Below are 12,158 nucleotides of genomic sequence, written 5' to 3' on the forward strand. Positions count from 1 at the left end.
GTGGCGGCCCCGCCACGAGCCTCCAGTCCGTATCCTGCTCACGCAACGCAAAGGACTGAAGTGACCGACAGCACCGCACCCATCGCGCTCATCACCGGGGCCTCCCGCGGCATCGGCCGGCTGCTCGCGCAGAAGCTCGGCCAGCGCGGCGCGACCGTCGTCGTGACCTACAAGGGCAACGCCGACCTCGCCGAGGAGTCGCTGGCCGACGTCAAGGCGGCCGGTGGTGACGGCATCACCGCGCAGGTCGACATCGAGCAGCCGGAGTCGATCGACGCCCTGTTCGACCTGGTGCGCGACACGTACGGACGCCTCGACTACTTCGTCGCGAACGCCGCGGCCAGCGCCTTCAAGCCGGTCGCCGACCTGAAGCTGCACCACCTGGACCGCAGCTACGCGACGAACGCCCGCTCGTTCGTCCTCGGTGCCCAGCGCGCCGCCGAGCTCATGGACAAGGGCGGCCGCATCGTCGTCGTCACCTCGTACGGCTCGCTCCGGGCGTTCCCGACGTACGCCGCGCTCGGCGCCGCGAAGGCGATGAGCGAGTCCTACATGAAGTACATGGCGGTCGAGTTCGGCCCGCGCCAGATCACCGTGAACGCGGTCAACGGCGGCCTCATCGACACCGACTCGCTCGAGTACTTCTACACGAAGGTCCCCGGCCAGGCGCCGATCGAGACCGTCTACGAGAAGCTGCCGCTGCAGCGACCGGGCACGGCGGACGACATGGCCGACGCCGTGGACTTCCTGCTGTCGGACAAGGCGTCGTACATCACCGGGCAGGTGCTGTCGGTCGACGGTGGGCTGACCGTCATCGCGCCGCCGTACTGGGCCGACACGACGTCGCCGCTTCGCGACGCCGTGCTGCCGGCCGCTCCGAGCGCATCGGACGCTTCCTAGCCATGACGATCGCCGCTGCCGACACCGCCGTCGCCACCGTCGCGTCCCCGTGGACGCTCGGCCCGCTGCACCTGCCCAACCGGGTGGTCATGGGGTCGATGCACACCGGACTCGAGGTGCACGACGACGGCGGTGCCGGGATGGCGGCGTTCTACCGTGAGCGTGCGGCCGGGGGAGCCGCGTGCATCATCACCGGCGGCATCGCGGTCAACGACGAGGCCCGAGGTGGCCCGGACTTCGCGGTGTTCGGCGTCGACGGTGCCGACGAGCGGTTCCGCGTGGCGGTCGACGCCGTGCACGAGTCGGGCGGCACGATCCTCGCGCAGCTCTTCCACGCCGGGCGGTACGCGCTCGTCGGCGGGATGACCGACCGGAACGGCGAGCCGCAGCGCGCGATCGCCCCGTCGGCGCTGCCGTGGGCCGCCGCCCGTGGGGTCGTCCCCGAGGCGATGACGACAGCGGACGTCGAGCGGACGATCGCCGACTTCGCCGCAGCCGCGCGATCCGCCAGGGACATCGGCTTCGACGGCGTCGAGATCATGGCGTCGGAGGGCTACCTCATCAACCAGTTCCACTCGCCGCTCACGAACCTGCGGGACGACGAGTGGGGTGGTTCGGCAGCGGCACGCCGGCGGTTCCCGGTCGCCGTCGTGCAGGCGGTACGTGCAGCGGTGCCGGACATCGCCGTCACGATCCGGTTATCCGGCGCCGACCTGATGCCAGGGTCCTCGACCGACGACGACGTCGACGCACTGGTGCACGACCTGCTGCCGCTCGGGCTCGACGGGATCTCCGTCGGCATCGGGTGGCACGAGTCCCGGACACCGACCGTGCAGGCCGCGGTGCCGCACGGCGCATGGCTGACCCAGGCGTCCCGGATCGCTCGTGTCGTCCGGGCGTCGGCGTACCCGGACGTGCGGGTCATCGCCTCGAACCGCATGACCGACCTCCGCGACGGCGAGACCGTGCTGGCCGACGGGCTCATCGACGCCGTCGCCCTCGCTCGCCCGTTCCTCGCGGACCCGCAGCTCGTGTCGCGGTCCCTCGCCGGACGCTTCGAGCTCGTGAACACCTGCATCGGCTGCAACCAGGCGTGCCTCGATCGGTCGATCGTCGGGCAGCCGGTCTCCTGCCTGGTGAACCCCCGCGCGGCGCGCGAGGTCGCGTTCCCGGCACGTCCCACCACCGACCCCAAGCGCGTGGACGTCGTCGGCGGTGGGCCAGCCGGGCTCGCCGCGGCCGTGGACGCAGCCCGCCGGGGCCACCACGTCACGCTCTGGGAGGCCGCGCCGGAGCTGGGCGGGCAGTTCGGCCTCGCCGCGCTGATCCCCGGGAAAGAGGACTACGCCGCGACCGTCCGCGCCGCCCGGGCAGAGCTCGACGACCGCGGGGCGACCGTGCACCTCGGACGTGCCGCCACCGCTGCCGACCTGGTGGACAGCGACGCCGTGGTCCTCGCGCCCGGTGTGGTCCCGCGCGTGGTCGACATCCCGGGAGCGGAGCTGCCGCACGTCCTGACGTACGAGCGTGCCCTGCGCGACGGCGTGCCCGCGGGCACCGTCGCGATCATCGGCGGCGGAGGCATCGGCGTCGACACGGCGGCGTTCCTCACCGAGTCCCCTTCCGAGGCGGTCCGTGCGACGTCCTTCGCCGAGCGGTGGGACGTCCCGGTCGCGCAGGACGTCGTGGGAGACCTGCCACAGCGCCAGCCGGTCGCGTCGCGCACGCTGCGGCCGGGCGACCAGGTCACCGTGCTCCGCCGTTCGGGCAAGTTCGGACAGGGTGTCGGCCTGACGTCCCGCTGGGTCGCGCTCGGCCGGCTGCGCGACGCGGGCGTCCGGATGGTCGGCGGGGTCCAGGAGTACCTGCGGATCGAACCCGGTGCGCTCTGGATCCGCGACGAGGACGGTGCCGAGCGGATGGTCCCGGCGGACTCCGTCGTGATCTGCGCGGGGCAGGAGACCGCTGTGCACGCGGACCGGGACGGTGCCGCCGGACTCGAGCCGGGCCTCCAGGCCGCCGGCGTGCCGTACGCGATCGTGGGCGGTGCGCGCGACGCACGGAGAGTCGACGCGGTGCGCGCGACGTCCGAGGCACTCGAGGCGGTCCGCGCACTCGCACCATGACGGCGCGTCCCGACTCGCTTCTCGCCGCGAAACCTGCAAGAATGAACGGTCGAATCGTGTCCGCTCGACCCTCTATCCAGCGGTACACGAATCTCTCGAGCTTTCACCGCGCGTGCCCCCACGCCCGCGGTTCCGGTTCAACCACAACAACACGCAACAGGAGCATTTGTGGCTGTCAAGATCCGTCTCAAGCGTCTCGGTAAGATCCGGGCGCCGTACTACCGTGTCGTCGTCGCCGACTCGCGCACCAAGCGCGACGGTCGCGTCATCGAGGAGATCGGTCAGTACCACCCGACCGAGGAGCCCTCGGTCATCAAGATCGAGTCCGAGCGTGCGCTGTACTGGCTCGGCGTCGGCGCGCAGCCGACCGAGCAGGTCGCCGCGCTGCTGAAGCTCACCGGTGACTGGGCCAAGTTCAAGGGCGAGAAGGACACCGAGTCCAAGGTCAAGGTCGCGGAGCCGAAGCAGGCCTTCGTCGCTGACACCGCCAAGAAGGCCGTCCTCAAGCCCAAGTCGGAGAAGAAGGCCCCGGCCGCTCCGACCGAGTCGGCCGACGACGCCGCAGAGACGACCGAGGCGTAATTCCTTGCTCGAATCCGCGCTGACGCACCTCGTCAAGGGGATCGTCGATCACCCTGACGACGTGCGCGTCGCCAGTTCCACCTCCGCGCGGGGCGAGGTCCTCGAGGTGCGTGTGCACCCCGAGGACCTCGGCCGCGTGATCGGACGCGCCGGTCGGACCGCCAAGGCGCTCCGCACCCTCGTCACGGCTCTCGCCGATGGCAAGCGGGTGCGGGTCGACGTGGTCGACACCGATTCCTGACGAGGCGACCCAGCTCCGGGTGGGTCGCATCACCAAGGCGCACGGGCTCAAGGGCGGTCTCAAGCTCGAGCTCTACACCGACGACCCGGATCGTCGGTTCACGCGCGGAGCGGTCTTCACGCTCCAGGTCCCCGAGGACTCTCCCTGGTCGGGGAAGACCATCGCCATCGACGAGCTCCGCTGGTACAACGGCCACCCGGTCGCGTTCTTCACCGGGATCGCCGACCGCGACGCCGCCGAGACCCTCGCACGCGCCATCCTCTGGGTCGATCAGGATCCCTCCGAGGAGACCGGCGAAGAGGACGCCTGGTACGACCACCAGCTGGTCGGCCTGCGTGTCATGCGCGACGGCGTCCAGGTCGGGACGGTCGCGCGCGTCGACCACCTGCCCGCGCAGGACCTGCTGGCCGTCGACACCCCCGATCGTGGCGAGGTGCTCGTGCCCTTCGTCGGCGCGATCGTCCCCGCGGTCGACGTCGCAGGCGGCACCGTGACGGTCACGCCGCCGACGGGTCTGTTCGAGGACCCCGAGGACACGTCGCGCCCCGAGACGATCTCCTAGCCCCGTGCGCATCGACATCGTCACGATCTTCCCGGAGTTCTTCGGGGTGCTCGACGTCTCGCTCCTCGGCAAGGCACGACAGGGCGGGCTGCTCGACCTGCACGTGCACGACCTGCGGAAGTGGACGACCGACCGGCACCGCACCGTCGACGACACCCCGTACGGCGGTGGTGCCGGGATGGTCATGAAGCCGGAGCCGTGGGCCCAGGCGCTCTCGGCGCTGCTGCGGCCGGACGGGTCGTCGACGCTCGTCGTCCCGACGCCGGCCGGCACGCCGTTCACGCAGTCGATCGCCCGGTCGCTGGCTGCTGACTCGGACCACCTCGTGTTCGCCTGCGGGCGGTACGAGGGGATCGACGCCCGCGTGTTCTCGTGGGCGTCGTCGCGGTGTTCGGTGGTCGAGCTCTCCCTCGGCGACTACGTCCTGAACGGTGGCGAGGTCGCGGCGATGGCGATGATCGAGGCCGTCGGGCGACTCGTCCCCGGTGTCGTCGGCAACCCGGAGTCCCTCGTCGAGGAATCGCACGAGGACGGCCTGCTCGAGTACCCCTCGTACACGAAGCCCGCGTCGTGGCGCGATCTGGACGTCCCCGAGGTCCTGCTCAGCGGGCACCACGGGCGCATCGCCGAGTGGCGCCACGAGCAGCAGGTGGAGCGGACGCGGCGCGTCCGGCCCGACCTGCTGCCGGACGGGTAGCGCCGGCGGCGCGAGTCTCGGCTCCGCCGTGACGAACGGGAGGCTCGTGGCGGGGCCGCCACGAGCCTCCCGTCCGTCAGTCCGCGCGCTGGGCGCGACGCAGGGTCAGGATCTCCGGTCCCGCCGCGGTAACCGCGACGGTGTGCTCGACGTGCGCGGCACGCGAGCCGTCGACGCTCTTGAGCGTCCAGCCGTCGTCGTCCTGGTAGAGCTCGTCGGTGCCCTGCATGAGCCAGGGTTCGATCGCGACGACGAGCCCCGGTCGGAGCTTCAGTCCGCGTCCGGGGCGGCCGTCGTTCGGGACGTGCGGCTCACCGTGCATCGTCCGACCGACGCCGTGCCCGCCGAACTGCAGGTTCACGTCGTAGCCGCCTTCGTGCGCGACGGCGCCGATGGCGTGGGACACGTCGCCGAGCTTGTTGCCAGGTGCGGCCTGTGCGATGCCGGCGGCCAGTGCACGCTCCACGGTGTCGATCAGCCGCTGGTCCTCGGGGTCCTTGGTGCCGACCTGCACGGTCACCGCGGAGTCCGCGACCCACCCGTCGACGCTCGCCGCGAAGTCCATGCTCACGAGGTCGCCGTCCTGCAGGACGGAGTCGTGGGGGAGTCCGTGCAGCGCGGCATCGTTGACCGAGGTGCACAGGTTCTTGCCGAACGGGGAGTTGCCGAACGACGGGTGGTAGTCCACGTAGCAACTGACGGCACCACGCTCCGCGATCATCCGTGCGGCCACCCGGTCCAGGTCGAGCAGGTTCACTCCGACGTCCACGGTGGTGAGGAGTTCGTCGAGCACGTCGGCGACGAAACGGCCGGCGACCCGGAGTCCGTCGAGTTCGGCGGGGGTGCGGAGTTCGATCATGCGTCCATCCTGCCGCGTTTCGTGTCTCGGCTCTTCTGTGGCAGAATCGATAGCCGTGCCCTGGCTGGACTCTGCCACGGGGGAGTCGCCGACACCGGGCACACACCACTTCTTTTCCGAAACCGATCCGCGGCGACCCGTGTGCGTCCGCAGAGAGTGACCCAATCATGAGCCAGCTCCTCGACTCCGTCGACGCAGCGTCGCTGCGTACCGACGTCCCGGACTTCCGCCCGGGCGACACCGTCAAGGTCCACGTCAACATCATCGAAGGCACGCGCTCGCGTATCCAGGTCTTCCAGGGTGTCGTCATCGGCCGTCAGGGCCACGGCCTCGGCGAGACCTTCAAGGTCCGCAAGGTCAGCTTCCAGGTCGGCGTCGAGCGCTGGTTCCCGGTGCACTCGCCGATCATCGACCACATCGAGGTCGTCACCCGCGGTGACGTCCGTCGCGCGAAGCTGTACTACCTCCGCGAGCTCCGCGGCAAGGCGGCTCGTCGCAAGATCAAGGAGAAGCGCGACAACTGATCGCCTTCACAGCGACGGTCCGCTCGCGGATCGCCGTTCCGGGCCCCTCGTCGATGTACGGTTGTGCATCGACGGGGGGCTCTCCCCGTTTCTTGACTTCGAGGGTGGAATGACCGACACGACCGAGACCGAGGGCCGTCGGCCGCGTTCCACGAAACAGCGGAACGGTGTGCTCACCTTCCTGCGTGACCTGCTCATCATCTTCGTCGCAGCGCTGCTCGTATCGTTCCTGGTCAAGACGTTCTTGATCCGCTCGTTCTACATCCCGTCGGCGTCGATGGAGAACACGCTGCAGATCAACGACCGGGTGATCGTGAACGAACTCGTTCCCGACGCGGTCTCGCTGAAGCGCGGCGACGTCGTCGTCTTCAAGGACCCGGGCGGGTGGCTGACGGGGGCCGAGGTGCCGAACGTCACGCCGCAGTCGCAGCCGGCGAAGGCGATCGACTGGCTCCTCACGCAGGTCGGTCTCGGTACCGGTGACAGCGACGACCACCTCATCAAGCGCGTCATCGGCCTGCCGGGTGACAAGGTCGCCTGCTGCAACGACCTCGGACAGATGACGGTCAACGGCGTCCCGGTCAAGGAGCCCTACCTCAAGCTGCCTGCAGGCGAGACCCGTGCGTCCGGGACCGACTTCTCGGTCACCGTGCCGAAGGGCACCATCTGGGTGATGGGCGACAACCGCTACGACTCGAAGGACTCCCGCTACAACGGGGAGACGCCGTCGAAGGGGTTCGTGCCGTTGTCGGACGTCACGGGTCGTGCATTCGTGATCTCGTGGCCGACGAGCCGGTGGACCTGGCTCGACGACTACCCTGGCGTGTTCGCGGGTGTGGAGGAGAAGGACCGGTGAGCGCGGTGCGGCCGTCGTTGCGCGTCGAGAAGGCGTTCTTCGCCGCCGGACGCGTCACGGTCATCGGCGTCGACGAGGTCGGGCGCGGTGCGATCGCGGGCCCCGTCGCCGTCGGAGCCGCCGCGGTGACCATCGACGTCCGGCGCGTGCCCCAGGGGCTCGCGGACTCGAAGGCCGTCTCCGCCGCCCGCCGCACCGAGCTCGTGCCGGTCGTCACCCGGTGGGCGCGGACCGCCGTCGGGATGGCGTCGGCGACGTACGTGGACGAGCAGGGCATCGTGCCGGCGCTGGGGCTCGCCGGTGCACGGGCGCTCTCGTCACTGGCCGACTCGGGAGTGTCGTTCGACGGTGCCGTCGTGCTGCTCGACGGCTCGTTCGACTGGCTGTCTCGGGCGCTCCCCCCTGGATCGTCGCCGCTCGACGTCACCGTGCGCGTGAAGGCCGACCGTGACTGCGCCTCGGTCGCGGCGGCGTCGATCGTCGCGAAGGTGGAGCGGGACGCGCTGATGGTGGCGGCGCACGACGATGCCCCGCACTACGCGTGGGCGTCGAACAAGGGGTACGGGTCGACCGCGCACTACGACGCCATCCGGTCGGTCGGTGCGCATCCGCTGCACCGGAAGAGTTGGCTGCACGCGGCGTCGAGCGTGGCGCTGGACGGGTTCGAGGCGCTGGGGTCGGTCGACGGGCTCGTTCGCTGAGTGCTCCGGCGCTGGTGTCCCCGGAGGGGTCGTCGGCCGTAGACTGTGGGCGCAATGGATGACGACGAATTCGACGACTACGACCGAGAGGTCGAGCTCGCCCTCTACCGTGAGTACCGCGACGTCGTGTCGCAGTTCCGATACGTGGTCGAGACCGAGCGCCGTTTCTACCTGGCGAACGAGGTGGAACTCGCCCGGCGCGACACCGAGCACGATTTCTACTTCGAACTGACGATGAACGACGTCTGGGTCTGGGACGTCTACCGGTCCGACCGTTTCGTGAAGTCCGTCCGGGTGCTGACGTTCAAGGACGTCAATGTCGAGGAACTCACCACGCGAGAACTCGAACTGCCGAAGGAACTCGCACTCGACGAGTGATCGTCAATTCGACCGAATTGCTGGGAAACGCGCTGCCCTTTTCACGGGTGGGCGGAATCCGCGATACTCTGGCCGGGATTTCACTTTCCCCACGCGCCAGGAGGCCACAATGGCACAGAAGGTCACCGTCCAGCTCGTCGACGATCTCGATGACTCGCCGATCACCCCGGGTGACGGACGCACCGTCGAATTCGCATTCGACGGATCCACCTACGAGATCGACCTGTCGAACGACAACGTCGACAAGTTCCGCGAAGCGATCTCCGACTACGTCGCCGCCGCGCGCAAAGTGAGCGGCCGCCGGACCGGCGGTGCCGGTGCCCCGAAGTCGGCGCCGAAGCGCGGCAATTCCGAAGAGCTCGCGAAGGTCCGTGAATGGGCCAAGGAGAACGGTTACGAGGTCTCCTCGCGCGGTCGTATCTCGACCCAGGTGCAGGAAGCGTACGCAGCGGCGCACTAGTCCCTGTCCCCGAAGCCCGGTCGATCATCACGGTCGACCGGGCTTCGTCGTTCCTCCACAGGTCGATTGCTTCGGCATTCTCTGCACAGAGTTCTCATTCGTGGTCGGACGGGCGCGCCCGGTGGCGACGCTTGCCCCATGACATCAGGGACATTGGGAGCGCGTGGTGAATCCATCGCCGCGGACTGGCTGGAACAGCGGGGCTACGTCGTCGTGGACCGCAATTGGCGCTGTGCCCGTGGCGAACTCGACATCGTCGCGCGGAAGGGCACCGACCTGGTCTTCGTCGAGGTGAAGACCCGCGCGACCGCTTCGACCGGTCACCCGCTCGAAGCCCTCACCGCTCAGAAGCTCGCGCGGCTCCGGCTGCTCGTGCCGCTCTGGTTCTCGGCGCACCCGACCGAGCACGCGCGCCGCATCCGGCTCGATGCGATCGCGGTGCACGTGATGGGGGACCACGCGGTCGTCGAGCACGTCGAGGCGATCGCGTGACCGACATCGGGCGGTCCGCAGCGGTCGCGTTGCTCGGGGTCAGCGGGCGGCTGGTGGAGGTCGAAGCGCACCTGACGAGTCAGCTCCCCGGGTTCAGCATCATCGGGCTCCCGGACACGTCGCTGGGGGAAGCGCGCGAACGCGTCCGCTCGGCGGCGGCGAACGCCGGGTGTCCACTGCCGGCGCGGCGCATCACGGTGAACCTGACGCCGGCGGCGATCCCGAAGCGCGGCTCGGGGTTCGACCTCGCGATCGCGATGGCGGTGCTCGCTGCCACCGGTACGGCACCGGGTGTGTCACAGCGCGTCGTCTACATCGGGGAGCTCGGGCTCGACGGCCGGGTCCGTCCGGTCCCCGGCGTGATCCCGATGACCGTCGCGGCACGGGACGCCGGCGCCGACCGGGTGGTGGTGCCCGTCGGCAACCTCGCCGAGGCGCAGGCGGTCCCCGACGTCGCGGTGGCGGGCGTCGACTCACTCCGTGGCGCCGCGATCGACGCCGGTGCGCTGCTGCCTCCGGTCGAGGTCGAGCCGGTGATGACGGACACGACACCGGCGCTGCCACCCCCGGCCGCCGAACTCGCTGACGTCGTCGGCAACGAGGTCGGGGTCCGCTCGATGCTCGTCGCCGCCGCCGGTGGCCACCACGTCCTGCTGCTCGGTCCACCGGGTGCGGGGAAGACGATGCTCGCCGAGCGACTGCCGGGGCTCTTGCCCGACCTGGATCCGCCGGCTGCGCTGGAGGTCGCTTCCGTCCGCTCGATCGCGGGCCTCGGCGCCAACTCCTGGACGACGCGTCCTCCGTGGGAGGCACCGCACCACTCGGCCTCGGCGATCGCGCTGATCGGTGGCGGGTCCGGGACGATCCGTCCAGGCGCGGTCTCCCGGGCGACCAGGGGCGTGCTCTTCCTCGACGAGGCGCCGGAGTTCCCGCGCGCGGTCCTCGACGCACTGCGGCAACCGTTGGAGTCCGGACGGATCACGGTGCACCGGGCAGCCGGAGCGGCGGAGTTCCCCGCCAGGTGCCAGGTCGTCCTCGCGGCGAACCCGTGTCCTTGCGGGAACGCCGGCACCCGGGCGGACCTCGGCGGGCCGCCGTGCGACTGCACGCCGACGACGGTCCGTCGGTACCTCGGGCGGATGTCCGGGCCGCTGCTCGATCGGATCGACATCCGTGTGCACGTCCACCGGATGACGACGGCCGAGATGCGGAGGACCGACGGCACGACGCCGACCAGCGAGGAGGCCAGGGCGATCGTGTCCGCTGCCCGGGCGCGGATGGCCGAACGACTCGAGGGCACCGGGTGGTCCAGGAACGCCGAGGTGCCCGGCACCTGGTTGCGCGGGGACGGTCGGCCCGAGCCGGGTTCCACCGCGGTGCTCGACCGGGCGCTCGACCTCGGGACGCTGACGATGCGCGGCTGGGACCGGGTGATGCGCCTGGCGTGGACGATCGCGGACCTCGACGGCGTCGACCGGCCGGCGCGGCGCCAGGTCGGTGCTGCGGCGGCACTCCGGAGCGCGCTGTGACGGGCGGGTCCTCGCTCGGCGGGGTGGACCTCAGCGGTGTACGGCCGGTGGCGTCGGTGACGGAGGACGCAGAGGTGGTGGCGCGGGTCGCGTGGAGTGCGTTGGCGGAACCCGGCGACTCCGGTGCCGGTGCCCTCGTGGCGGCGCTCGGGGCAGTGCGTGCGCTGGAACTCGTGTACGCCGAGGCGTCCGGCCGGGGCGGCGCGGTCGTGCGTGCGTGCGTCGGTGCCGTCGCTCCCGACGAACTCCTCGGGCTGCAGGCCACGGTCGATGCCGGACTGCTGCGCTGGGGCCCGCGCCTCGACCGCACCGATGTCGCGCGTGCGGTGGAGCGTGCCGAGGCGGTCGGTGCGACGCTGCTGGTGCCCGGTGATCCGGACTGGCCCGAGCGGACCGCTGACCTCGGCCACCATGCGCCACTCGTGCTCTGGTGTCGCGGTCGGGCGACCCCCGTGTTCGAACGGCCGACACTCGCGGTCGTCGGCGCCAGGGCGAACACCCTCGCCGGTGCAGAGGCCGCTGCGGAGATCACGTCGTCGGCCGCGGATGACGGGTGCGCCGTCGTCAGCGGGGGAGCCTACGGGATCGATGCGGTCGCTCACCGCGTGGCGATCGCCGCAGGCGCCCCCACCGTGGCGGTGCTCGCCGGTGGGATCGACCAGCTCTACCCCGTCGGACACGTCGAACTGCTCCGGAACGTCAGCCGACAGGGGATGCTCCTCGCCGAATCGCCCCCCGGTACGCGTCCGACCCGGTGGCGCTTCCTCGCCCGGAACCGGATGATCGCCGCCATGAGCGATGCGGTCGTGGTCGTCGAGGCCGCCGCGCGATCCGGGGCGCTCAACACGGCGAACCACGCCGCACAGCTCGGACGGCCCGTGTTCGCCGTCCCCGGCGCGTTCTCGTCGCCTGCGTCGGTGGGGTGCCACCGTCTCGTCGCAGACCGGCGTGCGGAGCTCGCCGTCGAGCCCTCCGACCCGGCACGAGCCGCACTCGGGTTCCACGACGGGACGGACTCGCAGGAGCCCGTCCCGTTGCGTTCGTCGGTCGAGGATCCCGATGTCGTCCGGGTGCTCGATGCGCTCGGGCGACGGCCGATCGGTGACCTGGAGGCGGCTCGTCGATCGGGCCTGTCGGTGGCAGGGGCGGCCGATGCGCTCGCGCTCGCCGAACTCCAGGGGCTCGTGCGGCGACAGCGAGACGGCTGGACCGTCGCATGACGCGCCGCCGCCGCCAGCCTGCTGCCGTCTT

General features: G+C 70.7%; 15 protein-coding genes. 14 read left to right on the forward strand and 1 reads right to left on the reverse strand.

The window, feature by feature from the left end; genetic code table 11:
• Positions 1-60 precede the first annotated feature (60 nt).
• The 6 genes from ACEN9V_RS00300 to trmD all read left to right on the forward strand — a co-directional run bounded on the left by ACEN9V_RS00300 (position 61) and on the right by trmD (position 5,108).
• Positions 61-900, forward strand: a complete 840-nt coding sequence (locus tag ACEN9V_RS00300) for an SDR family oxidoreductase (protein WP_402730163.1) — start codon at positions 61-63, stop codon at positions 898-900.
• 2 nt (positions 901-902) lie between these two features.
• A complete protein-coding gene (locus ACEN9V_RS00305; protein WP_413601681.1) occupies positions 903-3,026 on the forward strand; it encodes an FAD-dependent oxidoreductase in 2,124 nt (707 codons plus the stop codon).
• 168 nt (positions 3,027-3,194) lie between these two features.
• The gene (rpsP, locus tag ACEN9V_RS00310) at positions 3,195-3,608 is read left to right on the forward strand and encodes a 30S ribosomal protein S16 (protein WP_413601682.1); all 414 of its coding nucleotides are present in this window, start codon (positions 3,195-3,197) and stop codon (positions 3,606-3,608) included.
• 4 nt (positions 3,609-3,612) lie between these two features.
• The gene (locus ACEN9V_RS00315) at positions 3,613-3,849 is read left to right on the forward strand and encodes an RNA-binding protein (RefSeq protein ID WP_022905822.1); all 237 of its coding nucleotides are present in this window, start codon (positions 3,613-3,615) and stop codon (positions 3,847-3,849) included.
• Positions 3,806-4,411 (forward strand): ribosome maturation factor RimM, encoded by a 606-nt coding sequence (gene rimM, locus ACEN9V_RS00320; RefSeq protein ID WP_402730161.1) that lies wholly within the window; start codon positions 3,806-3,808, stop codon positions 4,409-4,411. Before ACEN9V_RS00315 ends, rimM begins: the two co-directional genes overlap by 44 nt.
• Positions 4,412-4,415: 4 nt before the next feature.
• Positions 4,416-5,108: a tRNA (guanosine(37)-N1)-methyltransferase TrmD gene (gene trmD, locus ACEN9V_RS00325; protein ID WP_413601683.1), complete on the forward strand. Its 693-nt coding sequence runs from the start codon at positions 4,416-4,418 to the stop codon at positions 5,106-5,108.
• A gap of 76 nt (positions 5,109-5,184) precedes the next feature.
• Here the strand turns inward: trmD and map are convergent, their stop codons facing one another.
• Positions 5,185-5,967 (reverse strand): type I methionyl aminopeptidase, encoded by a 783-nt coding sequence (map, locus tag ACEN9V_RS00330; protein WP_413601684.1) that lies wholly within the window; start codon positions 5,965-5,967, stop codon positions 5,185-5,187.
• Positions 5,968-6,134: 167 nt separating this feature from the next.
• Between map and rplS the strand changes: the two genes are divergently transcribed.
• From rplS to dprA, 8 genes are all read left to right on the forward strand, one after another.
• The gene (gene rplS, locus ACEN9V_RS00335; protein ID WP_144765525.1) at positions 6,135-6,491 is read left to right on the forward strand and encodes a 50S ribosomal protein L19; all 357 of its coding nucleotides are present in this window, start codon (positions 6,135-6,137) and stop codon (positions 6,489-6,491) included.
• 109 nt (positions 6,492-6,600) lie between these two features.
• The gene (gene lepB, locus ACEN9V_RS00340) at positions 6,601-7,347 is read left to right on the forward strand and encodes a signal peptidase I (RefSeq protein ID WP_413601685.1); all 747 of its coding nucleotides are present in this window, start codon (positions 6,601-6,603) and stop codon (positions 7,345-7,347) included.
• Positions 7,344-8,048 carry a ribonuclease HII gene (locus ACEN9V_RS00345; RefSeq protein WP_413601686.1) on the forward strand — a complete coding sequence of 235 codons (705 nt, stop codon included), beginning with the start codon at positions 7,344-7,346 and terminating at the stop codon, positions 8,046-8,048. Before lepB ends, ACEN9V_RS00345 begins: the two co-directional genes overlap by 4 nt.
• Before the next feature lie 54 nt (positions 8,049-8,102).
• Entirely contained in the window at positions 8,103-8,426 is a 324-nt protein-coding gene (locus ACEN9V_RS00350; protein WP_214978948.1) for a DUF2469 family protein, read from the forward strand.
• Positions 8,427-8,535: 109 nt separating this feature from the next.
• Positions 8,536-8,886, forward strand: coding sequence for a histone-like nucleoid-structuring protein Lsr2 (locus tag ACEN9V_RS00355; protein WP_413601687.1), 351 nt, complete (start codon positions 8,536-8,538; stop codon positions 8,884-8,886).
• Positions 8,887-9,024: 138 nt separating this feature from the next.
• Positions 9,025-9,378, forward strand: a complete 354-nt coding sequence (locus ACEN9V_RS00360; protein ID WP_413601688.1) for a YraN family protein — start codon at positions 9,025-9,027, stop codon at positions 9,376-9,378.
• The gene (locus ACEN9V_RS00365) at positions 9,375-10,907 is read left to right on the forward strand and encodes a YifB family Mg chelatase-like AAA ATPase (protein WP_413601689.1); all 1,533 of its coding nucleotides are present in this window, start codon (positions 9,375-9,377) and stop codon (positions 10,905-10,907) included. Before ACEN9V_RS00360 ends, ACEN9V_RS00365 begins: the two co-directional genes overlap by 4 nt.
• Positions 10,908-10,963: 56 nt before the next feature.
• Entirely contained in the window at positions 10,964-12,127 is a 1,164-nt protein-coding gene (gene dprA / locus ACEN9V_RS00370) for a DNA-processing protein DprA (protein ID WP_413601690.1), read from the forward strand.
• Positions 12,128-12,158 lie beyond the last annotated feature (31 nt).

It is taken from the genome of Curtobacterium sp. Curtsp57, from assembly GCF_047324335.1.
GTDB lineage: Bacteria > Actinomycetota > Actinomycetes > Actinomycetales > Microbacteriaceae > Curtobacterium.

What these genes read in the sequence shown, in the direction of transcription:
- ACEN9V_RS00305 (WP_413601681.1), top strand. Translation starts at nt 903, where the DNA reads ATGACGATCGCCGCTGCCGACACCGCCGTCGCCACCGTCGCGTCCCCG.
- rimM (WP_402730161.1), top strand. Translation starts at nt 3,806, where the DNA reads ATGGCAAGCGGGTGCGGGTCGACGTGGTCGACACCGATTCCTGACGAG.
- map (WP_413601684.1), bottom strand. Translation starts at nt 5,967, where the DNA reads ATGATCGAACTCCGCACCCCCGCCGAACTCGACGGACTCCGGGTCGCC.
- rplS (WP_144765525.1), top strand. Translation starts at nt 6,135, where the DNA reads ATGAGCCAGCTCCTCGACTCCGTCGACGCAGCGTCGCTGCGTACCGAC.
- lepB (WP_413601685.1), top strand. Translation starts at nt 6,601, where the DNA reads ATGACCGACACGACCGAGACCGAGGGCCGTCGGCCGCGTTCCACGAAA.
- ACEN9V_RS00350 (WP_214978948.1), top strand. Translation starts at nt 8,103, where the DNA reads ATGGATGACGACGAATTCGACGACTACGACCGAGAGGTCGAGCTCGCC.
- ACEN9V_RS00355 (WP_413601687.1), top strand. Translation starts at nt 8,536, where the DNA reads ATGGCACAGAAGGTCACCGTCCAGCTCGTCGACGATCTCGATGACTCG.
- ACEN9V_RS00360 (WP_413601688.1), top strand. Translation starts at nt 9,025, where the DNA reads ATGACATCAGGGACATTGGGAGCGCGTGGTGAATCCATCGCCGCGGAC.